We start from the raw sequence: 24,601 nt of genomic DNA on the forward strand, positions 1-24,601 counted from the left end.
ATTTTTAAAAATCAATTTAATTAACTCTATTACCTTTTATTTTCCGCGTTTATTTGCAACGAAAGCGACTTCTCATTCGCGCTTGTTATTCAAGCGATTTTAAAAATACTTACCGCACCGGAAAGTTTCAGTGCCTGGTCATACATATGCTGCGCTGCGGTCGCAGCCTGCTCAAGAAGCGCTGCGTTCTCTTGAGACATGTCATCCATTTTTTGAACTGCATCATTTACTTTTTCAATTCCACTACGCTGATGTTGGCTGGCACGATTGACCTCTGTTGTGACCGCAACTACACCGTTAATCGAGGCAATAATTTCGGCCATTGTGGAACCGGTCTCACCGACCAACATCTCTCCGTTGCTTACGTTGACGACGGCCTTTTCGACCAATCCTTTCACTTCTTGAGCTGCGCTCCCACAGCGCTGGGCCAACCCTCGAACTTCAGCGGCCACTACGGCGAATCCACGCCCTTCCGCCCCAGCCCGGGCTGCTTCAATGGCAGCGTTCAGTGCTAAGAGATTAGTTTGTGCCGCAATATTTTCAACGATGCTAATGACATCGGATATCCGCAATGAGCTGCTCTTGATTTCGTTCATTGTGGTTACAAGCCGCGCAACTGACTTTCCTCCCACTTCCGCAATCCGGCGAGCATCGGATGCATGTGCGTCGACAGCCATCGTATGTTCTACATTGAGCTTCACCGTTTCAGTCAAAGAGGCTGTTGAGCTAGCAGTTGCCGCGAGCCAGGCAACTTGGGATTCCGTCCTGGTGGAAAGATCGGTGTTTCCGGCGGCGATTTCCTGGGATACCGAGGTAATCTGATTCGAACCTTGTCGGACTTCGGCGACCAGGCGTGCCAACCCCTGGCTGCAAGCATTGATCGCATGCAATAAGTCCCCGATTTCATCACGCCGTCCCACGTGCAAGAGTGCTGTGAGATCTCCCGAGGAAATCCTGTCCATTGCCGCCTTGGCTTTGACCAGTGACTTTCCGATGGATGCACTCGCCACGCGTCCTGCGATGGCTCCCACTATTACCAGACACGTCACAGAGAACGCTAGCGTCCCGCCGATGTTAGAGAGAAACGAGTCAGGATGTCTGGATGTCCATTCATAAAACAAGGACTGCAGTACCAATGTCGCTGCGATCAAGCCTTGAACCAGCAATGCCAATTTCACGTTTAGTCCGGCGTATCGCCTGCTCGTAATATTCATTCCGACAACAATCGCGCCGATGACGTTTCCACTGGCGTCTTGTATCGGTAAGTATTGGGTCATCAACTGAACACTGAATACCGACGCAAGGCCTGTGTACGCTTGGCCTGCAACCAACGCGGCATGAGCGGGGTGAGCACGATCCAGAGAACTGCCTACCGCCCGCTCACCGGTCTGGTTCTTGATCGACGTGCTTATACGGAAAAAATCATCGTCCCTGCGAACAAATATTGTCGTTGTAATACCGGTTTCCTGAGCGAAGCGATCCGGTATTCGATGATCGAGATTCAATATCTCGCCTCCATGTCTGAGCGCAGGAATGGCGGCCAGGTCCGGACGGAGGAAGGCGTTATGATCGACACAGAATCCGTCCGGAAAAAGCGCCTGGAATTTCTTTGAGTAAAGCTGGATTTGTATTTTAAGAGGTAGAAAGTGGAGCATGATCAGAGCGCCACCTCAGATAAGAATTTCGACATGATTCCTCCACAAGGAATACAGTGAAAAAAAAGCGGGCCAGGCCGACGACATGAAGACCTGGACCGCTGGAGCAAGGATGTATTTCATGGTTTCCGGGATAGCGGACCAGGTCCGCCATGCCGGCTAACTCGCTACTTCACCAGAGGGCAGCCACCTTCGGAGAGAGGGCGATATGCTTGGTCAGCAGGGATAGTGGCGATGTACTTGTAATAGTCCCAGGGATATTTTGATTCCGAAGGCTTCTTGACCTGGTAGACGTACATGTCATGCACCATGCGGCCGTCGGCGCGAATCTTGCCGTTCTTTGCGAACATGTCGTTGATCGGTGTCGCTTTCATTTTCGCCATGACTGCCGCGGTGTCGTCCGTACCGGCAGCCTTGACCGCTTGCAGATAGTGCAGAGTGGACGAGTAGTCGCCGGCGTCGCCCATCGTCGGCATGCGTTTCATCAAGGCAAAGAAACGACGGGACCATTTTCTGGTCTCTTCATCCCGATCCCAATAGAATCCGTTCGTGAGCGTCAGCCCTTGCGCCACTTCCAACCCCATCGCGTCGACGTCCGTGATCCATACCAGAAGGCCCGCAAGAATCTGCTTTCCCGACTGTGTAACGCCAAATTCATGTGCAGACTTCACCGCGTTGATAAAGCCGGTACCGGATCCTGCCAATGCGACGACTTTTGCCTTGGACTGCTGGGCCTGCAACAGGAACGATGAATGATCAGAAGCATTCAGCGGATAACGGACCGCACCGATCACTTTGCCGCCCTTTGCTTTCACTGCGGCGGAAGTATCGGCTTCCAGCGAGTGACCGAATGCATAGTCGGCCGTCAGGAAGAACCAGCTGTCGCCGCCCTGCTTGATGATGGCATTGCCGGTGCCATTGGCCAATGCGTACGTGTCGTAGGCATAGTGAATGCTGTTGGGCGTACACGCGTCGCCGGTGATCCGGGAGGAACCGGAGCCGTTGATGATGGCGATGCCGTTCTTTTCCTTGGCCACGTTCATCACGGAAATCGCCACGCCTGAATTGATCAGGTTGTTAATCATCTTGACGTTCTGCGTATCGAACCATTCGCGAGCCTTGCTGGCTGCGATATCAGGTTTGTTCTGATGATCGTTGACTAACACTTCAATCGGGCGACCCAGTACGCTGCCGCCAAAATCCTGGACCGCCATCTTCACGGCAGTCACCGCACCCTGCCCGGCCTCATGAGAAAACTGCCCGGACAAGTCTGTCATCACACCAATACGCAATGGCTTAGCTGCCTGAGCCATCACGCCGTTCATTGCCATCGCCATCAACAGGGCAGCCGGCGCCATCTTCACCAGTTTGTTCATGTCTCGCTCCTTAAGCCATCTAGTAGTTTTCTTATGCAAGTAATTAACTTGCATAACGAGATTATAAAAAATGCCATCAGGTGTCAAAGACTTTATGCCAAATAGACTAAAACTCCTATGTACGTTGGGTTTAAAAGAAATATTGTCAAATCCACAAAGAAGGTGGAAATTTTGCTTGATCTTCAATTGACAAGTTTCTTTCATCACTTTAATCTAGTTATGCAAGCTTATAAAAACGAACATGTGGAAGCACGCATTCAAGGAGGAGTGATGACCGACGTCATCTTGGAGACTCACAATCTCACTAAAGCATTCAAAGGATTTACCGCCGTAAACAACGTCAATCTGCGCGTGACTCGTGGTCACATCCACGCTCTGATCGGGCCGAACGGCGCAGGAAAGACAACCTGTTTCAATCTGTTGACCAAATTCCTGACGCCCTCGTCGGGCGACATTTTGTTCAATGGAAAGAACATTACCGCCTGCCAACCGGCGGAGATTGCCCGCCAAGGCGTAATCCGTTCATTCCAGATCTCCGCAGTTTTCCCCCATCTGACCGTTCTTGAAAACGTGCGAGTCGGGCTGCAACGAAAACTTGGAACGTCGTTCTATTTTTGGCAGAGTGCGGAAACTCTGAATCAGCTCAACGAACGGGCAATGGGTCTTCTGGAAGAAGTCGATCTCACCAGTTTTGCTCACACGCTGACGCTGGATCTGCCTTATGGCCGGAAGCGCGCCTTGGAAATCGCGACAACCCTGGCGATGGATCCTGAATTGATGCTGCTTGACGAGCCGACTCAAGGCATGGGCCATGAAGATGTGCATCGGGTAACCGAGTTGATTCGCAAAGTGTCGGTCGGTCGCACCATTCTCATGGTGGAACACAACATGAGTGTCATCGCCGGTATCTGCGACAAAATCTCCGTTCTGCAGCGCGGCGCCGTGCTGGCCGAGGGAAGTTATCAGGAAGTATCCCGAAATCCTCAGGTGATGGAAGCCTATATGGGCACCTCGGCAACCGCATTGGAAGGAGCGCACGCATGACCCAATCTGCTACTCCTGCGCTGGAAATCTCCGGACTGCATGCTTGGTATGGTGAGTCGCACATCCTTCACGACGTCAACCTATCTGTCAATCAAGGCGAGGTTGTGACGCTGCTGGGACGCAATGGTGCTGGCCGCACAACTACCCTGCGCTCGATCATGGGACTGACCGGGACTCGCAAGGGATCCATCCGCATCAACGGTGTTGAATCCATCGGTCTTTCCACCCACAAGATTCCGCATCTTTCGGTCGGTTATTGCCCTGAAGAACGCGGCATATTTTCATCCCTCTCGACCGAAGAAAACCTCCTCCTCCCTCCTGTCCTGCGTGGAGGTGGAACGCCGATGTCGATCGATGAGATCTACGGCATGTTCCCCAATCTGCTTGAACGCAAAGCCAGCCAGGGTACCCGTCTGTCCGGCGGCGAACAACAGATGCTTGCTGTCGCGCGGATCCTTCGTACCGGCGCTCGCCTGCTCCTACTGGACGAGATTTCTGAAGGACTGGCGCCGGTGATCGTACAGACGTTGGCCCGAATGATCCTGACGCTCAAAGCCAAGGGTTACACGATTGTCATGGTCGAGCAGAATTTCCGCTTTGCGGCACCGCTGGCAGATCGTTTCTACGTGATGGAACACGGACAAATCGTCGAGCGCTTCGCGGCATCCGAACTGGAAGAAAAAATGCCGGTACTTAACGAACTGCTTGGCGTATAGACGGACGAAAAAAGAGGAAAAACAATGATGGATATTTTTGGTATCCCGCTGCCGGCCATGTTGAGCCAGTTGTTGCTGGGATTGGTCAACGGATCGTTTTACGCGATGTTGTCGCTTGGTCTGGCGGTGATATTCGGCCTGCTCAACGTGATCAACTTCGCCCACGGCGCCTTGTACATGATGGGTGCTTTTTTGGCGTGGATGGGCTTGAGCTATCTAGGGCTGAGCTACTGGGTAATGCTGACAGTGGCTCCCCTTTTGGTCGCCCTGTTCGGCATCGTCATCGAAAAAACCATGCTGCGCTGGCTTTACAAACTGGACCACGTCTACGGTTTGCTTCTGACCTTTGGCATCACGCTGATGATGGAAGGAATTTTTCGTTCCGTGTACGGCGTCTCCGGGCAACCGTATGCAGTTCCGGAAGCCTTGGGAGGCGCTTTCAATCTCGGTTTCATGATGCTGCCGAAGTATCGGGCGTGGGTTGTGCTCGCCTCGGCGGTCGTTTGTCTGGCCACCTGGTACATGATCGAAAAGACACGTCTCGGCGCCTATCTGCGCGCGGGCACCGAAAATCCGAAGCTGGTGGAAGCTTTCGGCATCAACGTCCCGTTCATCGTCACCTGTACGTATGGCTTCGGCGTCGCACTGGCAGCATTTGCCGGCGTGCTGGCCGCGCCGGTCATTCAAGTGTCGCCGCTGATGGGCTCCAATCTGATCATCGTGGTATTCGCCGTGGTGGTCATTGGCGGCATGGGATCAATCATGGGATCAATCTTTACCGGCCTTGGCGTCGGGGTCATTGAAGGATTGACTCGGGTGTTCTATCCGGAGCTGTCCGCCACGGTGGTGTTCATCATCATGGCAATCGTCCTCATGCTGCGCCCAGCCGGTTTGTTCGGCAAAGAAAAATGACGGGAATACTTCGATGAACAAAATATTGATTTTAGTAGTCGCGCTGGTTTTAGCGCTGGTCGCTCCTTACGTCCTCTATCCGGTGTTCCTGATGAAGCTGCTTTGCTTCGCGCTGTTCGCCTGTGCCTTCAATCTTCTAACCGGCTTCACGGGACTTTTGTCATTCGGCCACGCCGCATTTTTCGGGTCGGCCGGTTATGTTGCCGGACATGCCCTGAAAGTCTGGGGCGTGCCGTTTGAAGCCGGCATCCTCATCGGAACTGCCTCCGCAGCTGCGATTGCTTTTGTCGTTGGCGGACTGGCGATTCGCCGCCAAGGCATCTATTTCACGATGATCACGCTGGCGCTGGCTCAAATGCTGTTTTTTGTTTTTCTGCAAGCGCCCTTCACAGGAGGTGAAGACGGCTTGCAGGGCATTCCTCGAGGGAAATTGCTGGGATCAATTGATCTCAACAACGATTTGACCATGTACTATCTGGTCGTGTGTATCGTCAGCATCGCATTTGCCCTCATCGTTCGTACCGTCCACTCCCCTTTCGGGCAGATCCTGAAAGCCATCAAGGAGAATGAGGCGCGTGCAATTTCCCTGGGCTATGACGTCGATCGCTACAAACTTCTGGCATTTGTCCTGTCGGGAGCGCTGGCAGGGTTGGCGGGAGCAACCAAGGCTGTGGTGCTCGGGTTCGAAACGCTTACCGATGTCCATTGGAGCATGTCCGGCCTGGTGGTGTTGATGACATTGGTGGGTGGACTGGGGACGAAGACCGGGCCGATCATTGGAGCCATTCTCATCATCTCCCTTGAAAACAAGCTCGGAGAACTAGGAGATGGACTGGCAAGCTTGACTGGAGTCGAGTGGTTTCGCGCCCTGGGCGAGTCGGTCACCATCGTCACCGGACTGATCTTCATCGTCTGTGTGCTGGCGTTCCGGCGTGGCATCGTCGGGGAAATCGGCGGCCTCATCAGAAAGCTCCGGGCACGCTGACCATTGCTTTTCTCGTCACGGCGCCGCAGCGGCAGCCGTGACTTTTCCAGGCGCTCCTTGCCTTGCCGATCCAACTTGCGACAGAAATGAAAATACCTATCTCGCTTTCCCGACTGAACATCGGTGCCCGTCTCTCCCTGGCCTTTGGGCTTGTTCTGGTGTTGCTGATACTGACGCTGGCGCTTTCGTTGAATGCACTGCGCGAAATGCAGGCAAGGACAGCGCGCATCATTGATGACCATAACGTCAAAGTCAGCGCCGCCAATACCGCGACCAGCGCCATTCGTGACGTCGCGGCATACGCCAGCAACATCGCCATGCTGGACGATGACGCCGCGATGGAAGTTGAACGTCGCAAGCTTTCCGAAGTACGCGGCAAGTACGGTGCGGCCAAAGCTCTCCTGACAAGGCTGATTGACGATGATCAAGGAAAGGAGCTGCTTGCGAAGCTCAATGCCTCCCTTGCCGTTGCAGTACCGCTGAACAACCAGATGATTGAGATGCGCCTGCAACACAAGAATGCCGAGGCGATAGCGTTCTTGATGAACAAGGCCAGCCCTGCCCTGCGCGACACCATCGTGGCACTCGATGCCATTGTGTCTTATGAGACGGAAACGACCCGACGGGTAGCCGACGAAGCACGCGAAGATTATCTACGCACACGAAATCTGCTTTTCGCATTGGGGGCTATCGCAATCATCCTGTGCGCGATGATTGCTTGGCGTATCACCCGCTCTATCAAGATTCCGTTGACGCGAGCTTTGTCGGTCGCCGAAGCAGTTGCTGCGGGAGACGTAAGTACAAAGATTTTATCCGTAGCCGAGGATGAGACAGGCCGCCTCCTTTCCGCTCTGAAAAAAATGAACGACAGCCTCAACCGTATCGTCGGCCGGGTGCGCAGCGGTGCAGAAACCATCGCAACAGCGTCGGCCGAGATCGCAGCAGGAAACCGAAGTCTCTCGGACCGTACCGAACAGCAAGCCGCATCGCTGGAAGAAACAGCCTCTTCCATGGAAGAGCTGACGGCGACCGTACGACAGAATGCCGACAATGCACGTCAGGCCAACCAATTGGCTGCAGCAGCCTCGGAAGTCGCAGTGAAAGGCGGCGACGTGGTTTCGCAAGTCGTGGCAACCATGGCATCCATAAACGATTCGTCCAGGAAAGTCGTCGATATCATTGCCGTCATCGACGGCATCGCATTTCAGACCAATATTCTTGCCCTCAACGCTGCAGTGGAGGCAGCGCGCGCCGGTGAGCAAGGGCGAGGATTTGCGGTCGTCGCCAGCGAAGTACGCGCGCTCGCCCAGCGGTCCGCCGGCGCCGCCAGGGAAATCAAGACGCTGATTGATGATTCGGTCGAAAAAGTCGGAAGCGGCACGAAACTGGTCGATTCCGCAGGCGAGACGATGCAGGAAGTCGTTGCGAGTGTCGGCAAAGTACGCGACATCATTGAGGAAATTGCTTCGGCGAGCGCGGAGCAGACTGCCGGCATCGAACAGATTCATCAAGCAGTGACGCAAATGGATCAGACCACACAGCAGAACGCAGCGTTGGTCGAGCAAGCATCGGCAGCGTCGGAAGCACTCCGGGATCAGGCAGTTCAACTCACGAACGCGGTCAGTATTTTCAAGCTTGGCGCTGATGAACCTTCCCTGATGGTGATCGACGACTATCGTCCGCAACTGCCTCCTGGCGGTACCAGAAAGATTTCTTCCCGCTTGGGAACTCACGTGAAGACCTCATAGCCGTTACTTTCCATTGGACGAACTGGAAAACTCGTCTCCTCAAAACCTCAATTCAGGAAACCATATGCGTCTCATCCTTTTAGGACCACCTGGTGCGGGCAAAGGCACACAAGCCAAGTTCATTACAGAAAAATTCAATATCCCTCAGATTTCCACAGGCGACATGCTGCGCGCCGCAGTCGCGGAAGGAACAGAACTGGGCATCGCTGCTAAGAAGGTAATGGACGCCGGCGGGCTGGTATCTGACGAAATCATCATCGGCCTGGTCAGGAACCGCCTGGAAAAGGCAGACTGCGCCAGCGGCTATCTCTTTGATGGCTTTCCACGCACCACCCGTCAGGCGGACGCCATGAAGGATGCCGGCGTGGCCATCGACCATGTACTGGAAATCGACGTGCCCGACAGCTCCATTATCGAGCGTATGAGCGGTCGTCGCGTACATCCTGCTTCGGGCCGGACCTATCACATCAAGTTCAATCCGCCAAAGGCTGAAAGCAAGGATGACGTCACCGGCGAAGCGTTGATTCAACGTGAAGACGACAAGGAAGAAACCGTCAGGACGCGCCTTTCGGTGTATCACGAGCAGACCGAAGTGCTGCTCGGTTACTACGGCGAATGGGCCAGCTCAGGCCGGGTCGGCGCACCAGTGTATCGAAAAATCCCGGGCGTGGGACCGGTGATAGAAATCAGGGATCATGTATTTGCAGCGCTGGCCGGCTGATTGGATGCGTATTACGCCGCTTCTTTTTGATTCTGATCCACGTCCAGCGTGTAGCGGAGTTCATATGAAACTTCATAAGGACTCAGTTCCCCGCCGCACTCGCTGCACACGACTGCAGCAAAGAAGTCGTGCTGGCAACGGCGATGACGAAGAATCAATGGCGCCTTGCCGTTGAACAGCCACTTGTCACCCCACCGCCGCATGACCAGCATTGAACCGTACAAATCGCGTCCCTTGGCGGTAAAGCGATACTCAAAGCGCTCCGGACGCATCTGATACAGGCGTTTTTCCACCACGCCGTATTCAGTGAGACGCTGCAAGCGATCGGTCAGGATATTGCTGGCAATCCCGATGTTGGTTTGAAATTCATCAAAGCGGCGCACACCGAAGAACATCTCCCGGATCAGCAAGAAACTCCAGCGGTCGCCGATGATTTGCAAGGTGCGGGCTACGGAGCAAGGACGAAGACGTTCCAGAATCTGGGGATCCGAAGGCCGCCGGGAACGCTTGCGCTCCTCCGGCTCGTGCACATGGGCAAAGTTGCCTGGGCCTTTTCGATACTGAATATCGTGCGGATCGATAGGCGAGGTGCATTCAGAGCACACAACGACTGGGGAACATGCTTTTCCGCAACGCTTGTGAATCAACTGAAGCGGCGGAGGTTCGTCGCCGCTCAACCACGTATCGCCGTACTTCAGCAGCGCCAGCATGGTGGAGTACAAGTCCCGGCCCTTGTCGGTGAAGCGATATTCGAAGCGTGTCGACGAAGGCGAATAACTGGAACGACGCAGCAAGCCGAGGTCGATAAGTTTGTTCAGCCGCTTGATCAGGGTGTTTCGGGGCAGACGCAGCACGCGCTGATATTGCTCGAAGCGCCGCGCGCCGAAAAAGCATTCCCGCAGGACCAGAAAGCTCCACGCATCGGACAGTATTTCGACGGTTTTGGCGACCGAGCCGAAGCTCTCGAAAGAGGGAAAATGAAGTTCCTGATCCGGATCTTCCACGACGGCTGGCGATTGTGCTTCTGTCATAAATTTACGCTCTGGCGACGCGCCAGGCAACGATTTGAGTTGAGGAAGCTGACGAGCCCGGATATTGCACAGGCCCGTCGCATGCGTATTCTAAAGCAAATCGCTGTATACCAAAATGCATTACGAGGTTGAAAGGCGGCGCTCCTCACTGCGTTGAGCGCCGCTGCGGTCTGGTCAGATGCCGCCCATGCAAAGATATTTTGTTTCGAGGTAATCGGTGATGCCGTATTTCGATCCCTCGCGACCGCTGCCGCTTTCCTTGATGCCGCCGAATGGCGCCACTTCCGTGGAAATCAAGCCTTCGTTGATACCCACCATGCCGTACTCCAACGCCTCTGCCACACGCCAGATACGACCGATATCGCGGCCGTAGAAGTACGACGCAAGACCAAACTCGGTGTCGTTCGCCATGGCGACAGCTTCTTCTTCGGTATGGAAGCGGAACACCGGTGCAACCGGGCTGAAGGTCTCTTCCTTGAAGATGGCCATGTCGGGAGTGGCGTCCGCCAGCACCGTGGGTTGGAAGAAACTACCGCCCAAGGCATGTCGAGCGCCGCCGACGACAGCCTTGGCGCCTTTTTTCAGCGCATCGGCAACGTGTTCTTCAGCTTTCTCCCGTGCATTGTCGTCGATCAGCGGTCCGATTGTGACGCCCTGCTCCAGACCGTCGCCGACCTTGAGAGCGCGAACCGCCGCCGAAAAACGTTCGACAAAAACGTCATACACGCCATCCTGAACCAGGATCCGATTGGCGCAGACGCAAGTCTGTCCTGCATTGCGATATTTGGCGATCATCGCGCCCTTCACTGCTGCATCGATATCGGCGTCGTCGAACACGATGAACGGCGCATTGCCGCCCAGCTCCATCGACGTCTTCTTGACGGTGCCGGCGCATTGCTGCAACAGCAGTTTGCCAATCTCGGTCGAGCCGGTGAAGCTCAGTTTGCGCACCGTTGGATTGGACGTCAGCTCGGCCCCGATTTCTCCGGCGGAGCCGGTTACGCAGGACAGCACGCCATCCGGAATCCCGGCCCGCTGCGCCAGTACGCACAGCGCCAGCGCCGAGAACGGCGTCATGCTGGCGGGCTTGATGACCATCGTGCATCCCGCGGCCAATGCCGGCGCTGCTTTGCGCGTGATCATGGCCGCCGGGAAATTCCATGGCGTGATGGCCGCACAGACGCCGATCGGTTCCTTGATGACGACGATGCGGTTGTCGGGCGCCGGCGAGGGAATGGTGTCGCCATAAGTACGTTTGGCTTCTTCGCCGAACCATTCGATGAACGAGGCGGCGTAAGCGATTTCGCCCTTGCTTTCTGCCAGCGGCTTGCCCTGCTCCAGCGTCATGATCAATGCGAGATCGTCTTGATTGGCCAGCAGGAGATCGAACCATTTCCGCAAAATCGTCGATCGATCCTTGGCAGTTTTCGACTGCCAGGCGCGCAGGGCCTTCGCCGCAGCATCAATCGCCCTGGCAGTTTCGCCGCGGCCCATTTTCGGCACGGTTCCAAGGGATTTGCCGGTGGAAGGATTGGTGACTTCGATGACCTGACCACCGTCTGCGTCCGACCAGGTCCCGCCGATGAACGCCTGATGGCGCAGTAAGTCCGGATCTTTCAATCCGATATTGGAAATTTTTGTCATATGTTCTCTTCTTTCCTCTCGCCAGGAGAGCAATCAGGTTAACTAGGAAGCGTCTCGCGCAACTTATAGCGAATGATCTTGCCGGAGCCGGTACGAGGAATCTCCGCCACCACATGTACCGCATGCGGCAGCTTGTAAGACGACAGGCGTTCTTTGCAATGCAAGAGCAGATCGGCCTCCACTACCGTCATGCCGGGACGCGAGACTACGAACACGACGGGTACTTCGCCAAGATGCTGATGAGGTGCGCCGACTACGGCGCAATCCAACACAGCTTCGAAGGCCGAAACCGCTTCCTCCACTTCCGCCGGCGCAATGTTCTGGCCGCCCCGTATGATCAGTTCCTTCAGGCGCCCGGTAATTGTCAGATAGCCGCTCTGATCGCTGCGAGCCAAGTCGCCGGTGTAATACCAGCCATTCTGCAGCGCCTTCGCGGTTTCTTCCGGTTTGCGGTGATAGCCTTTCATCAGATTGGGGCCGCGAACGATCAACTCCCCTTCCTGGCCGGATTCGACGTCCAGTCCTGTGGACGGATCAACGATGCGTGTGGCAAGACCGGGCAATGGCAATCCGCATGAACCCATGACGCGGGTGCCATGCTGCCAGTTGAGCGTCACCATGGTCGAGGTTTCCGTGATGCCGTAACCGTCCAGCAGCATTACGCCGAAGCGTTCTTCAAACTCCTTGTTGATCGGTGCCGGCATGATGGCGCCGGCGGACAGGCACAGGCGCAGCCCCGGGAATTTGCAACCCGGGTCGGCACGCGCGCCTTCCAGCAGATAGTGGAAAATCGTGGGTACCGCTGGAAATACGGTGAAATCGCCGGATTTCAGCAGCGCCAAGGTCTCGGACGTCGAAAACTTGTCCATGATGTATTCGCTCGCACCGACGGCCAGGATGCTCAATACCGACAGGTTCAGCGCATATGAGTGGAACAGCGGCAAGGGAGACAACACTCTGTCGTTTTCATTCAGGTTGGCGATCGGCGCCCAGCAAGCCGCACAGACCCAGAGCATGCTCCTCTGCGTCAATAGAACACCCTTGGCGCGGCCCGTTGTACCCGACGTGTAAATGATAAAAGACGACTGGTCGATATCCTCCGCCTCGCGCGGAAGCGATTTGGCGGCAGCGGAACGCAAATCAAGGTAGCGCAAGCCGTCTTTGCCGCCAGCTTTCGAAGCACCTTCCGTCAGGAAGACTGTTTTCAGGAATGGGAACCTGGCCTGCAGCGCAGCGACGACGTCAGCCTTGTCATCAGTAGTAAAGATGGCCTTGCAACCGGCATCTTCAATGCGATAGGCAACTTCATGTTCGGTGGCGTCATAGCTGATGGGGACGGCGACTCCCCCAGCCCGCACAATCGCGAAGCAACTCTCTACCCAGTCGACCGAATTCGGCAGAAAAATGGCAACGCTGTCGCCTGCTGCTATGCCTGCATCCTGCAGATGACCGGCGAGGTTGGTTGTGGTTTTCTCAAGTTCGCCGTAGCTGACCGACGTATGGCGGTCTTCATAGGCGATCTTGCGAGGCGTACGTTGCGCGTGGCGACGAATCAGCTCGCCCACTGGCGCGATGAGTTCGCAGTGAATCATATCTATCCTCCTTAAACTTAATCACCCGCATCTTCAGCCTATTGATTGGCTTTCGACGCGAGTTCCAGTCTGTTCTGACTCAGACCATGCAGAAGCCGCCGTTGACGCTGAGCACTTGCCCGGTCACCCAGCCGGCGCCTTCGGACGCCAGGAAAGTCACCACCGGTGCGACATCACCCGGCGTACCGATACGACGCAAAGGATAGTTACGGACGATCTTCTCGCGATTGGCCGCCAGGAATTCAGGATCGGAATGAGCGGTTTCAATCAGGCCGAGGGAAATCGAATTTGCAGTGATGTTGGCGCGTCCCAGTTCCTTTGCCAGTGATTTCATCAGCGCAATACCACCCGCACGTGCCGCCGCGGCGATGGCCAGGCCGTTCTCGCCGATGCGGGATGAATCGCCGACCAGTGTGATGATGCGTCCGCCGTTCTGCTTGATCATGTGCGGCGCCGCTGCATGGCTGGTATGGATCGTGCCGTACAGGTCGACATCGATCTGTTTGGTCCATTGTTCTGGCGTGCTGTTGACGAAACGCTCGTTGATCACGACGCCCGCATTGTTCACCAGGATATCCAGGCGACCGAAATCTGCCACGACGTCGTCAACCATTTTCTTGACGTCGGCATACGCTCCGACGTTCGCACGATATGCCTTGGCCTTGCCGCCGGCATCTTGAATTTGCTTGACGACAGCTTCCGCTTCGGTAGCCGAGCTGTTGTAGTTAACCGCGACGATCGCACCTTCAGCCGCCAGACCCAAGGCGATCTCGCGTCCGACATCACGTCCCGAACCAGTCACCAACGCCACTTTTCCACGCAATCCCATATCCATTTTGTTTCTCCTCTATGTTTCAACTCGATTAAATTTTCTTTTTCCGGAGCGCCTTCCCGAGGCAGTCTGCCGGCCTATGTAGCGGTTTCCACTGCATTCTTTGCATGAATCATCCGGAACAGGCGTTCCTGCGTCACGGGTAATTCCTTGATCTCGATGCCCAGATGCATCAAGGCGTCGGAGACGGCATTGGCGATCGCGGCAGGCGCACCGATCGTCCCGCCTTCGCCCATGCCTCTGAATCCGCCGATGGTGGCAGGCGTCGCCGTCTCGACGTGGACCGTCTGTATCGGAGGAATTTCCGGAGCGGTCGGGATGATGTAGTCAACCAGACTGGCGGTCAGGAACTGGCCGCGTTCGTCGTAGACGATCTCTTCGAACAAGGCTGCGCCAATCCCCTGCGCCACCGCACCATGCGACTGTCCGGCGACAATCAGCGGATTGATGATCTTTCCGCAATCCTCGGCAACGACGTAGTTCTTGACGTGGACCATATAGGTTTCCGGATCAATCTCGACGACCGCCAAATGCGTGGAGGAGCTCGTCGTTCCCCAGACCGGATCGTAGGACCGAGTCTCTTCGAGCACTTCGATTGCTTCCTTCGGCAAACGTCCCATCTGGGAATACACCGTATCGGCGATGTCGCGGATGCTGACGGTATTTCCCGAGTCCGCCGCTGTGATCACGCCTTCTTCAATACTCAGGTGCGCCACATGGCTGTTCAACATGTGCGCCGCAATGCGGAACAGCTTTTCCTTCATTGCCTGCGCCGCCAGAGTCCCTGCTCCACCCGCCAACACGGCGCTGCGGCTGGCATAGGTGCCGGTGCTGTGAGAGACCACCGAGGTATCGCCGTGCACCACCGTAATGTCCTCGAATTTGGCACCGAGCTCATCGGCAACGACTTGCGCCAGTGTGGTTTCCAACCCCTGTCCGTGCGACGCGATGCCAAAGAAGGCGGTAATCGATCCGCTCGGATCGATCTTGATCGTCGCAATCTCGGTGCCCGTGTTGATCGGCATGCCGGGAGAAGCGGAGATCCGGGAGCCGATCCCGGACAACTCTGCATAGGTGGAAATGCCGATGCCGACCCAGCGCCCCTGTGCGCGCTCCTCCAACTGCTTCTTGCGTAACTCGTCGTAGCCCAGGGCGGCACAGCCGTCTTGCAGCGACTCTATGAATCCCGACCTGTCCCACACAATGCCGGGCGCAGTCTTGTAGGGAAACTCTTCAGGCTTGACCAGATTGCGCAGACGCATTTCCTTGGCGTCGATCCCCAGTTTGTGAGCGGCCATATCAACCAGGCGCTCCATCACGAAGGTGGACGCCGGCCGGCCGACGCCGCGATACGGGCCGGTGGGCGATTTGGAAGTGGCGACCGCGCGCACTTTGCCGTGGTAAACAGGGACCCGATAGGGACCCGGCATGAAACTGATGACTTGCACCGGCTCCAAGCCCGCCGTCCATGGATAGATAGAATAAGCCCCGACGTCTCCGATCACGTTTGCGCGCAAGCCGAGGATGTGCCCCTCGGCATCCAGCGCCAGTTCGGCATCGATCCGCTCGTCAAACGCCTGGCTGGTCGCGGACAGATCTTCCATCCGGTCGCCTGTCCATTTGATGGGCTTGCCCATATGCCGGGCCAGCGCGCACACCAGAATCTCTTCCGGATAAAGCGAACCCTTGCCGCCGAAGCTACCGCCGACATCCGGCGCGATCACCCGCAGACGATTGCCCGGGATGGTCAGGATATCCACCAATGCATCACGAATGATGCCGGGGCTGCCGGTCGACGAATACAGCGTCAGCGATCGTTTTCCCTGATCGTATTCAGCCAGGTAGGTACGGTTCTCCATGGCCAGCGCCGTGCGGCGGTGGAATCGGAAGCGTGCCGCAACTTTCACCGGCGCCTCAGCCATCACGGCATCTATGTCGCCACGGCGGAACTCGCGTTGCACCAGGACATTGGTCCCGGCTTCTTCATGCAGCAACGGCGCTCCAGGCTCTGCTGCGACTTCCGGATCGACCACGTTGGGCAACAATTCATAGTCGATATGAATGTGTTCCATCGCGTCTTCGGCGATGTAGCGGCTGTCGGCCACGACGGCGACGACCGCCTCTCCGACAAACCGCACCTTGCCGCGCGCCAGCGGGTAGATCGCGGTGGGATGGTAATGCGGCATCTTGGAAGTAGCGTAAATCGGCTTGACCATGCTTTCCAGATGTTCTGCGGTGAAGATCGCAACGACTCCCGGCACTTCCAGCGCCGCGCTGTAGTCGATCGACAGAATCTTCGCGTACGATTGATCGCTGCGGCGAAATGCCACGTGCAGCATGCCCGCAGGATGCTTGTCGTCCACGTAGCTGCCGTGGCCGCTCAGCAGGCGTGGGTCTTCCGTGCGCTTTACCCGCGTGCCGACGAGCTTGGCCTTGCCGGTTGGTTCAACGTCCTGTTTCATTTTGGTATCCGCTCATGACCCGACTGCACATCTGGAATGTTCTTTTCTGGGAGTGACATGCGTTTCAATCGTAGAACTCCACTCCTTTTTTCAAGGAATTCCACTGTGCGTCATCGTGGCCGAAGACCACCGTCGCACCGCCGCTCTCGATACGCCGGATGTCCTCCATCGAACGCGACGACAATTCAGCGTTCCAGGTATTGCGTGGATTGATGTCGCCTTCCAGATTCGCGCGCAGCGCCACTGCATCCGACGCCAGCAAGAACGCGCCGGACTTGTCCAGGCCGACCATGGCGGCCGTCATGCCGGCGGTATGGCCCGGCACTGGAATCAGTACGATGCGGCCGTCGTTGAACAAATCATGTTCGCCTTCGATTGCCTTGATCGGCATGGGCTGCTTCCAGTCAACCGGCAGGAAACCAAATTTGACGGCGTCCTCCTGTCTTGCCGCTTCCAGCTCTCGGGCGTGGCAGACCACGGTCGCTTTCTTGAAGAATTCGTTGCAACCGCAGTGGTCGGAATGAAAATGGGAATTCACGACGACGTCGATATCGTCTGGAGTGAACCCGATCAGCTTCAATTGATCGACGACGTTTTCTTCCGGCCGGGAAATCGGCACCATGGCTTTCGCCATCGAACCCCAGCGGGCTTCAGGTTCGGTTGCGGTCGACGGATGGCATCCCGTATCGAACAACACGTTGCCCTGGGGGTGGCGCAGCAGAAAGCAGGACACCGGCAGTTCGATGGTTTCCTGACGATCCGCGTCGGGCAAATAGACACTCTTTTTCATGCGCAGGCGTCCACCGGACAGTACATGCATCTTCATGGCGATATCTCCTTGGCGATTTGCTGGGGATGGGATTGGGGATGAGACGCGGCGGTCTCCGTAGCGACGGTCGCGCCACGCTTGACCATCTTCACGGCGTCGACGATGTGGACATAGCCGGTACAGCGACACAGATTGCCTGACAGGCCGTCGCGGATTTCGGCGTCGCTTTCCAATGGGTATTTCTTGAGCATGTCGGTGCAGGTCATCAACATGCCCGGCGTGCAAAAGCCGCACTGGAGGCCATGGCAACTATGGAAAGCCTGTTGCAGCGGGTTGAGCTGATCAACTGTGCCGAGACCTTCCACCGTCTCGACCACGCAGCCGTCGGCTTGCACGGCAAGCATCAGGCACGCCCGTATGCTGTCGCCGTCCACCATGATCGTGCAGGCGCCGCAAACGCCATGCTCGCAACCGACGTGGGTCCCGGTCAATCCGAGGGTGTGCCGCAAAAAATCCGAGAGTAGCAGGCGCGGTTCAACGGCACGCTCATACGTCGTACCGTTGACCACCAGTTTGATATCCAGATTTTTACTCATGATGATGTCCTCCTGACGAACTTGAACCAGACGCTACATCCTTGCCGTTGGCGCGCAGCCAGGCAGTCTGCAATGCGCGCTTTACCAGCACGCCAAGCAAGTGGCGCCGATAGTCTGCGGATGCATGCAAATCAGTTGCCGGCGCCACGGAGGCGCGTGCAACCTCAATCGCCTGATCCAGGATGCCCCCCTCGCATGCTTCGTCGTAAAGCACTGTTTCGACATCGAACAGGCGCAGGGGGGTATCCCCGACACCCATGACGCCAACCCGCGAATGCGTGACGCGACCATCTTCGACGGTCATGATGACGCCGACGGCAGCCAGGGCGAAGTCGCCCGCGCGACGTGCGACCTCTTCGAACGCCCAACCTGCGTTCGGCGGCAATGCGGGAAGATAGATTTCAGTGACAAGTTCATCCTCCTCCACCGCAGACGTCAGCGCCCCCAGGAAAAAATCTTCCGCCGCGACAACCCGGCTTCCTCTCGGCGTGGCGATAGTGATTTCACTTTCCAGCAATACCATCATCATCGGTAACTCTGCAGCCGGGTCGGCGTGGGTAATACTGCCGCCTATCGTTCCGCGGTTGCGAATGGCCAAATGCGCCACGTGCGCCATGGCGGCGTTCAACACCGGAAACAGGCGCTTGACTGCATCCGATGTTTCCAGCTTGTGATGGCGTGTCAACGAGCCGATCCGAAGGCCGCCATCCTCTTCCCTGAAACTACTGAGTTCGGCGATGCGGTTGATGTCGATCAGCACAGTCGGGTTAAGCAGACGGAAGTTGAGCATCGGCATCAAGCTCTGGCCGCCGGCAATGATCTTGCCGCCACCTTCGGCCGCAACCAGGGCGTCAATCGCTTCCGGCACCGTCGCGGGCCGCAGGTAATCGAATTTTGGTGGTTTCATCCCCTTACTTTCCTGCGAACACCGGACGTTTTTTCTGTACAAACGCCTGGCGCGCGTCGCGATAGTCGTCGCTGCCGACTGCTTGCCCGATGACGGCGTTGGCCGCGGCATCCGTGAGTGCACCCATGCCCATGCTCAGGCCGTTGAGCAGCACCTTGGTGCCGCTGATGGTCAACGGTGCGTTGTCCGCCATGACGCCGGCAAACGCACGCGCGGAGCGTGCCGGATCTGCGGATACCCGGTCCACGAAACCGATGTCGCGCCCTTCTTCGGCGCCGAATGTCTGGGCCGAATACAGAATGCGCTTCGCTTGCGCTACCCCGACCAGCGCCAGCAGGCGCTGTGTTCCGCGCACACCGTAGACGATGGACAGGCGCGCGGCAGGAATGCCGAAACGCGCATCCTGGTGAGCAAACCGGAAATCACAGGACATCGCAAGATGACAGGCGCCTCCCATGCAAAAGCCGTTGATCACTGCGATGGTCGGCTTCGGAGTGGCGGCGATGGCGTCACAACACTGGTCGACGGCAACTTCGTATTCGACGCCTTGCTCAACTGTCGCCCGCACAATGCCGAACTCCGTGATATCCGCACCGGCGCTGAAGTTGCCGCCGGCGCCGGTGAGGATAATCGCGCGCACCTGCGGATCACGCCCCAGCTCCGTGAAGATATGGCCTAAGTTGCGCCACATGGCCAAAGAAACCGCGTTGCGTTGATCGGGGCGATTCAATGTCACGACGGCTGCTTTATAGGTGGTCTTGGCGCCAGACTTTTTCGCCGGGACTTTTCCTGGCACCGGCGCCTGGTTGCCGAACCCGAACAGACGCGAGAGAACACCGCCGACGGGAGGCGCATCACTGCCGACTGCCGCCTGCACCGCTTCGATGTCGTCCTCTTTGCCGACATCCACCAGCGAGACGGTAATGTATTGACTGGAGACCAGCGCAACCGTGCTGCTCGCGACTTCGGCAGACATCGTCGGAATTGCAGGATTTCCTTGTTTTGCTTCGGAAGCCGTCGGCGGCACCGGTTGCCCAGTAGCCGGAATGGAAGCGGAAGCAGTCGTAATGGAAGCGGTGTCGGCGGCGTTCACCGGGGCAGCGCCAACCGTCTCCGCAACATCACGCACGCTTGTGCCGGATGCGCCTTCATCGCCGGTGAAATGTCCATTGAAGCGTGCGAAGAACTGATCGGCCATCTTGCGTGCAGTCGCGTCAATCATGCGCGAACCGAGCTGGGCGATCTTTCCGCCGATATTGGCGGTGACGCCGTAGCGCAGCAAGGTCGTGGACGGCCCCTCTTCTTCCAGGTCGACCGTGATGTCCGCCTTGGCAAATCCAGCGACGCCGCCCGTGCCCTCGCCGGTGAGGCGATAGCTGATGGGAGCGTTGATCTCCGAGAGCGTCACTTTACCGGCGAACTTGGCGCGAATCGGTCCTACCTTGATCACCACCAATGCCTCAAACTCTGTGTCCGACAGCATGTCCAACGTCTCGCAGCCGGGGATGCAGGCCTTCAGAACATCCGGATTATTCAATGCCGCCCACACCGCTTCGCGCGATGCATCCAGGCGTATTTCGTCTTTCATTTCCATGATCGGTGTCCCAGTTTCAATTATCTTTTTCAGTCGGGGCTAACGCCGCACTCACTGCCAACATATTCTCTATCTCAATCCGCCGCCGATGGGGCGTTGTCTTTGCGGAGCGCTTCAATTGCGGAGCGATAAGCCGATGGCAGAGGTCCCGGCCGGTTACTCGCACGATCAACATAGACGTGTACAAAATGCCCTTGCGCCGAGGCGTCCTGCTCATCGTTGCGGAAGATGCCCAATTCGTACCTGACGCTGCTTGTGCCGACATGTGCAACGCGCACGCCGACGTGGATCGTGTCGGGAAATGCAACCGGACTAAAATAACGGCATTGCGTCTCCGCAACCAGCCCCACAACCTCGGATTGTTGAAGATTCAAAGCGCCTTGTTCGATGAGGTAGGCATTGACGGCCGTATCAAAATACGAGTAATACACAACGTTGTTAACGTGACCGTAGACATCGTTGTCCATCCAGCGCGTGGCGATTTCATGGAAATGAACGAAGGCGGAGCGAGTTTCTGCCGGCGTACGCGTGGTCATAGCACTTCCTCATAAATGGCGAGCGCATGCTCGTACGCAATTTCGCGTGGGTTGTTGATCAACAGGCGCGTCTGTTTCATTGCGTCTTCCGCGAGCATGGCCAAATCGTCTTTGGTAATGCCGACATCTCCAAGCCGCGTCTGCAACCCCAGTTCGACCGGCAGCGCGGCCAGACGCGTAACCAGCAATTGAGACTTCTCTTCGGTCGTCCCTTTTACGCCAGGAATAATGATGTCTGCCAACTGCGCGTACTGTTCGCTGGCCGCGTGACTGTTGAAGCGCAGGACCGCCGGCAACACCAGCGAATTGGACAAGCCGTGCGGAACGTGGAAGCGCGCACCGACAGGGTAAGCAAGTGCATGGACACCGGCCACCGGGGCATTCGCGAACGCCATCCCGGCGAGCATTGCGCCCAGCAACATGTTTTGTCGCGCCTCCCGGTTGCTGCCATTGCGGCAAACCTCATGGATGTTCTTGCTCAGCAATGACAAGGCTTCGCGCGCCAGGCAATCAGAGACAGGATTCTTGAGCCGCTTGCTGGTGAACGCTTCAATGGCGTGCACCATTGCGTCGATGCCAGTGGCTGCAGTGACATGTGCGGGAAGTCCCAGCGTGAGGTCCGCATCAAGAACCGCCCAATCAGGCACCAACACCGGCGAAACCACACCTTTCTTTTCACCTTCGCCGGTCGTTACGATCGAAATTGCCGTCACTTCAGATCCGGTGCCTGCTGTCGTCGGCGCCAGCAGCAGCGGGAGACGCGGCCCCTTGGCATTGCCGACGCCATATATGTCGGCCAGCTTCTCCTGCCCCTTGGCCAGCAAGGCAACCAGCTTGGCCACATCCAGCGAGCTGCCGCCGCCAAGGCCAATCACGCCGTCCGCCTTGATAGCCGTTGCCGCAGCGACAGCATCCAACACCACAGCTTCGGCCGGATCAGCCTGAACGCCGTTATAGACCGCATAGGCGATGCCGGCTGTACGCAGGCCGTCTTGAGCGGCCTTGAGCAAGCCCGCTTTTTCAACGCCTGCGTCAGTGACGATCAATACGGAGCGGCAGCCGAGGCCCTTGGCCAATTCGCCAAGCCTTGCCGAGGCGCCGGGGCCAACAAGACTTGATCGCGGTGATTGAAATTCGAAAGTTTGCACAGTTACTCCTTTACTCATCTCCGGTGAAGGAGCGATCGCTACTTCACATCTTGTTATGAAACTTGTCTGATTCAGGCCGAGCCATCCACTCTTCCTGTCGTCAAAAATTTGTTTGCAAGAAACATTTTTATTTCGTTTTTAACTTGCATAAATAAACTATACACATACAATTAAGACTTTGCAACAGCCGAAAATCTTAAATAAATAGTGATCTACAGAGGGAGATTGAGGTTGCAGGGCTCGCGATGGAAGTAATTTCATAAGTAGACTATTTCGACAGTTTGCAAAAACCAACGGCCGACCGCCTTTCGCCACTGGATAAATCGGGAGATTCATGGACAGCATTGATCTGGAAGTATTGAAAATGGCGATCGCCTGGTCGGAAGGCGGCGCCTATACCTTGCTCGTTACCGTCGTACGGACATGGGGCTCGGCGCCTCGCCCCGTCGGTTCGATGATGGTCATCCGGGGTGACGGCCATGTCCGCGGCTCCATATCAGGCGGATGCATCGAGGATGACCTGATCCATCAAATCCGATCGGGAGAGTTTCAAGCAACGCATCATGTCGAAAGATCAGCGTGCACGTTGACATATGGCATTTCAGCAGACGAAGCGCACAGATTCGGATTGCCGTGCGGCGGAACGCTGCAGGTGGTTGTCGAGCAAGTGACTGAGGCATCACAGCTGCACGCACTGCTGCAGGCGGTGGAACAGCAAGGCCTGATGACGCGGCAACTCGATCTAAGGACGGGAGCCCTCACCCTGCAACGCGGGATGCCGGACGCGCAACTGCACTTTGATGGGGAATGCCTGACTACCGCGCATGGGCCTCGCTATCGCCTGATCATCGTCGGCGCTGCGCAAATGTCACGCTATGTGGCCACCATGGCGCTGATGCTCGATTACGAAGTCATTGTCTGCGACCCGCGGGAAGAATATCTGGACGAATGGGACATCGCCAGGGTCCAGCTCTCAAGGGAAATGCCGGATGATTTGTTATTGCGTCTGCAGCTTGATGCCCATAGCGCCGTGCTGACGCTTACTCACGATCCCAAGCTCGACGATATGGCCTTGCTTGAAGCACTGAAGTCCCCTGCTTTCTATGTCGGCGCCATCGGCTCGCGCAGCAACAACAAGAAACGGCGTGAACGCCTGTCCTTATTCGATGTAAGCGACGCCGAAATTGCCCGCCTGCATGGGCCGGTTGGCATGTATATCGGCGCGCGCACGCCGCCGGAGATCGCCATCTCCATCCTGGCAGAAATGACCTGCATCAGGAACGGCACTGCCGTCCTGCAGACACATGCCATTCGCCCCAACTCACTTCTGGCTGCGGATGATGCGGCCTGCTCATTGCCCTGAATTGCCAGTCTCACTACGACAAGACACGATAAACATAAACAGGAGATTTTCATGCTGCAAGTCTATTCAATCGACGGTATTACCCCTGTCGTCCATCCTACAGCCTATGTCCATCCGTCCGCAGTCCTGATCGGCGACGTGGTAGTCGGACCTCGCTGCTATATCGGCCCCCTGGCCAGTCTGCGTGGAGACTTTGGCCGCATCATCATCAATGAAGGTGCAAATATTCAGGACACCTGTGTACTGCACGGGTTTTATGAGAGCGATACCGTCGTCGACGTCGATGGCCACATTGGGCATGGCGCCATCCTGCATGGTTGCAAAATCGAGCGCGATGCCTTGGTCGGCATGAATGCAATCGTCATGGACGATGCCGTCATCGGGGAATCGAGCATTGTCGGCGCAGCCGCATTCGTCAAGGCCGGCATGATCGTTCCTGCTCGCAGCCTGGTCATTGGAACACCGGCCAAGGTCGTGCGGGATTTACGGGAAGAAGAAATTCTCTGGAAGCGCCAGGGTACGTCGCAATACCACGAACTGTCCGTCCGCTCGGCGACCACCATGAAAGCGGTCAATGCACTGACTGAAGTTGAGGCTGACCGCAAACGGTTGCAGTGCAGTTCCGCCCCCAAGTCAAAAAATCGCCAGCCTTGATTGTTCATCAGGCAGAACTGCCCTGCCTGTTACTTCGCATTCCATTCATGGACGGTAACAACTGAAGACTGACTGGTGTGTACAGGATCTTGCATGGCAATTTGACGGGCCTCGTCAATGCTACCTACCTGCAACAAGTAGGCCCCGCCCGATTTATCCGCAAATGGACCGGCCAGTTCCAGCTGCCCCTTGGCGTGAAGACCGTCTAGAAAACGATAGTGGTCATCAACGATATTGGGTTGGAAATTTGGTGTGCGAAAAGTAAGAACGAGAAATTTTGGCATGATGCTCTTTAACAATTTGAAATCAGCTTGGC

22 protein-coding genes are annotated in these 24,601 nt (G+C 56.6%); 8 read left to right on the forward strand and 14 right to left on the reverse strand.

Annotation, left to right across the window (positions count from 1 at the left end; translation table 11 throughout):
• Positions 1–89 precede the first annotated feature (89 nt).
• On the reverse strand, positions 90–1,655 hold the full coding sequence (locus tag HLUSI_RS0103845; RefSeq protein WP_016832718.1) for a methyl-accepting chemotaxis protein: 1,566 nt from the start codon (positions 1,653–1,655) through the stop codon (positions 90–92).
• A 167-nt stretch (positions 1,656–1,822) separates the two neighbouring features.
• Complete coding sequence (locus HLUSI_RS0103850; RefSeq protein WP_016832719.1) at positions 1,823–3,031, reverse strand: ABC transporter substrate-binding protein; 1,209 nt, start codon at positions 3,029–3,031, stop codon at positions 1,823–1,825.
• A gap of 270 nt (positions 3,032–3,301) precedes the next feature.
• On the opposite strand from HLUSI_RS0103850, the gene HLUSI_RS0103855 reads away from it, so the two are divergent.
• The 6 genes from HLUSI_RS0103855 to adk all read left to right on the forward strand — a co-directional run bounded on the left by HLUSI_RS0103855 (position 3,302) and on the right by adk (position 9,157).
• Complete coding sequence (locus tag HLUSI_RS0103855) at positions 3,302–4,075, forward strand: ABC transporter ATP-binding protein (protein WP_029363091.1); 774 nt, start codon at positions 3,302–3,304, stop codon at positions 4,073–4,075.
• Complete coding sequence (locus HLUSI_RS0103860; protein ID WP_029363092.1) at positions 4,072–4,791, forward strand: ABC transporter ATP-binding protein; 720 nt, start codon at positions 4,072–4,074, stop codon at positions 4,789–4,791. The genes HLUSI_RS0103855 and HLUSI_RS0103860 overlap by 4 nt, the downstream gene beginning before the upstream one ends.
• A 27-nt stretch (positions 4,792–4,818) precedes the next feature.
• A complete protein-coding gene (locus HLUSI_RS0103865) occupies positions 4,819–5,703 on the forward strand; it encodes a branched-chain amino acid ABC transporter permease (RefSeq protein ID WP_029363093.1) in 885 nt (294 codons plus the stop codon).
• A gap of 13 nt (positions 5,704–5,716) precedes the next feature.
• Complete coding sequence (locus tag HLUSI_RS0103870; RefSeq protein WP_016832723.1) at positions 5,717–6,688, forward strand: branched-chain amino acid ABC transporter permease; 972 nt, start codon at positions 5,717–5,719, stop codon at positions 6,686–6,688.
• A gap of 86 nt (positions 6,689–6,774) precedes the next feature.
• Entirely contained in the window at positions 6,775–8,436 is a 1,662-nt protein-coding gene (locus HLUSI_RS34600) for a methyl-accepting chemotaxis protein (RefSeq protein WP_016832724.1), read from the forward strand.
• A gap of 64 nt (positions 8,437–8,500) precedes the next feature.
• Positions 8,501–9,157: an adenylate kinase gene (gene adk / locus HLUSI_RS0103880; protein WP_029363094.1), complete on the forward strand. Its 657-nt coding sequence runs from the start codon at positions 8,501–8,503 to the stop codon at positions 9,155–9,157.
• 11 nt (positions 9,158–9,168) lie between these two features.
• Here adk and HLUSI_RS34890 read toward each other — a convergent pair whose 3' ends face one another.
• The 11 genes from HLUSI_RS34890 to HLUSI_RS0103935 form a co-directional block, all read right to left on the reverse strand.
• Positions 9,169–10,188, reverse strand: coding sequence for a winged helix-turn-helix transcriptional regulator (locus HLUSI_RS34890; RefSeq protein WP_016832726.1), 1,020 nt, complete (start codon positions 10,186–10,188; stop codon positions 9,169–9,171).
• Positions 10,189–10,362: 174 nt separating this feature from the next.
• Positions 10,363–11,832, reverse strand: coding sequence for an NADP-dependent succinate-semialdehyde dehydrogenase (gabD, locus tag HLUSI_RS0103890; protein WP_016832727.1), 1,470 nt, complete (start codon positions 11,830–11,832; stop codon positions 10,363–10,365).
• A 38-nt stretch (positions 11,833–11,870) separates the two neighbouring features.
• Complete coding sequence (locus HLUSI_RS0103895) at positions 11,871–13,424, reverse strand: class I adenylate-forming enzyme family protein (RefSeq protein ID WP_016832728.1); 1,554 nt, start codon at positions 13,422–13,424, stop codon at positions 11,871–11,873.
• Between the two features lie 79 nt (positions 13,425–13,503).
• A complete protein-coding gene (locus tag HLUSI_RS0103900; RefSeq protein ID WP_029363095.1) occupies positions 13,504–14,259 on the reverse strand; it encodes an SDR family NAD(P)-dependent oxidoreductase in 756 nt (251 codons plus the stop codon).
• A gap of 74 nt (positions 14,260–14,333) precedes the next feature.
• Positions 14,334–16,718, reverse strand: coding sequence for a xanthine dehydrogenase family protein molybdopterin-binding subunit (locus HLUSI_RS0103905; protein ID WP_016832730.1), 2,385 nt, complete (start codon positions 16,716–16,718; stop codon positions 14,334–14,336).
• Positions 16,719–16,782: 64 nt separating this feature from the next.
• Positions 16,783–17,544 (reverse strand): N-acyl homoserine lactonase family protein, encoded by a 762-nt coding sequence (locus tag HLUSI_RS0103910; protein WP_016832731.1) that lies wholly within the window; start codon positions 17,542–17,544, stop codon positions 16,783–16,785.
• The gene (locus HLUSI_RS0103915) at positions 17,541–18,083 is read right to left on the reverse strand and encodes a (2Fe-2S)-binding protein (RefSeq protein ID WP_016832732.1); all 543 of its coding nucleotides are present in this window, start codon (positions 18,081–18,083) and stop codon (positions 17,541–17,543) included. The genes HLUSI_RS0103910 and HLUSI_RS0103915 overlap by 4 nt, the downstream gene beginning before the upstream one ends.
• On the reverse strand, positions 18,076–18,990 hold the full coding sequence (locus tag HLUSI_RS0103920; protein WP_016832733.1) for an FAD binding domain-containing protein: 915 nt from the start codon (positions 18,988–18,990) through the stop codon (positions 18,076–18,078). Before HLUSI_RS0103920 ends, HLUSI_RS0103915 begins: the two co-directional genes overlap by 8 nt.
• A 4-nt stretch (positions 18,991–18,994) precedes the next feature.
• Positions 18,995–20,584, reverse strand: coding sequence for an enoyl-CoA hydratase-related protein (locus HLUSI_RS33675; protein WP_016832734.1), 1,590 nt, complete (start codon positions 20,582–20,584; stop codon positions 18,995–18,997).
• Between the two features lie 74 nt (positions 20,585–20,658).
• Positions 20,659–21,120, reverse strand: a complete 462-nt coding sequence (locus tag HLUSI_RS0103930; RefSeq protein ID WP_016832735.1) for an acyl-CoA thioesterase — start codon at positions 21,118–21,120, stop codon at positions 20,659–20,661.
• Positions 21,117–22,268 carry an iron-containing alcohol dehydrogenase gene (locus tag HLUSI_RS0103935; protein ID WP_029363097.1) on the reverse strand — a complete coding sequence of 384 codons (1,152 nt, stop codon included), beginning with the start codon at positions 22,266–22,268 and terminating at the stop codon, positions 21,117–21,119. Before HLUSI_RS0103935 ends, HLUSI_RS0103930 begins: the two co-directional genes overlap by 4 nt.
• A gap of 334 nt (positions 22,269–22,602) precedes the next feature.
• Here HLUSI_RS0103935 and HLUSI_RS0103940 point away from each other — a divergent pair, with 334 nt between their 5' ends.
• Positions 22,603–23,631, forward strand: coding sequence for an XdhC family protein (locus tag HLUSI_RS0103940; RefSeq protein ID WP_016832737.1), 1,029 nt, complete (start codon positions 22,603–22,605; stop codon positions 23,629–23,631).
• Between the two features lie 51 nt (positions 23,632–23,682).
• The gene (locus HLUSI_RS0103945; protein WP_029363098.1) at positions 23,683–24,285 is read left to right on the forward strand and encodes a phenylacetic acid degradation protein PaaY; all 603 of its coding nucleotides are present in this window, start codon (positions 23,683–23,685) and stop codon (positions 24,283–24,285) included.
• A gap of 29 nt (positions 24,286–24,314) precedes the next feature.
• Here the strand turns inward: HLUSI_RS0103945 and HLUSI_RS0103950 are convergent, their stop codons facing one another.
• Complete coding sequence (locus HLUSI_RS0103950; protein ID WP_016832740.1) at positions 24,315–24,569, reverse strand: YciI family protein; 255 nt, start codon at positions 24,567–24,569, stop codon at positions 24,315–24,317.
• Positions 24,570–24,601 lie beyond the last annotated feature (32 nt).

The sequence above is a fragment of the Herbaspirillum lusitanum P6-12 genome (assembly GCF_000256565.1).
GTDB classification, from domain to species: domain Bacteria; phylum Pseudomonadota; class Gammaproteobacteria; order Burkholderiales; family Burkholderiaceae_D; genus Herbaspirillum; species Herbaspirillum lusitanum.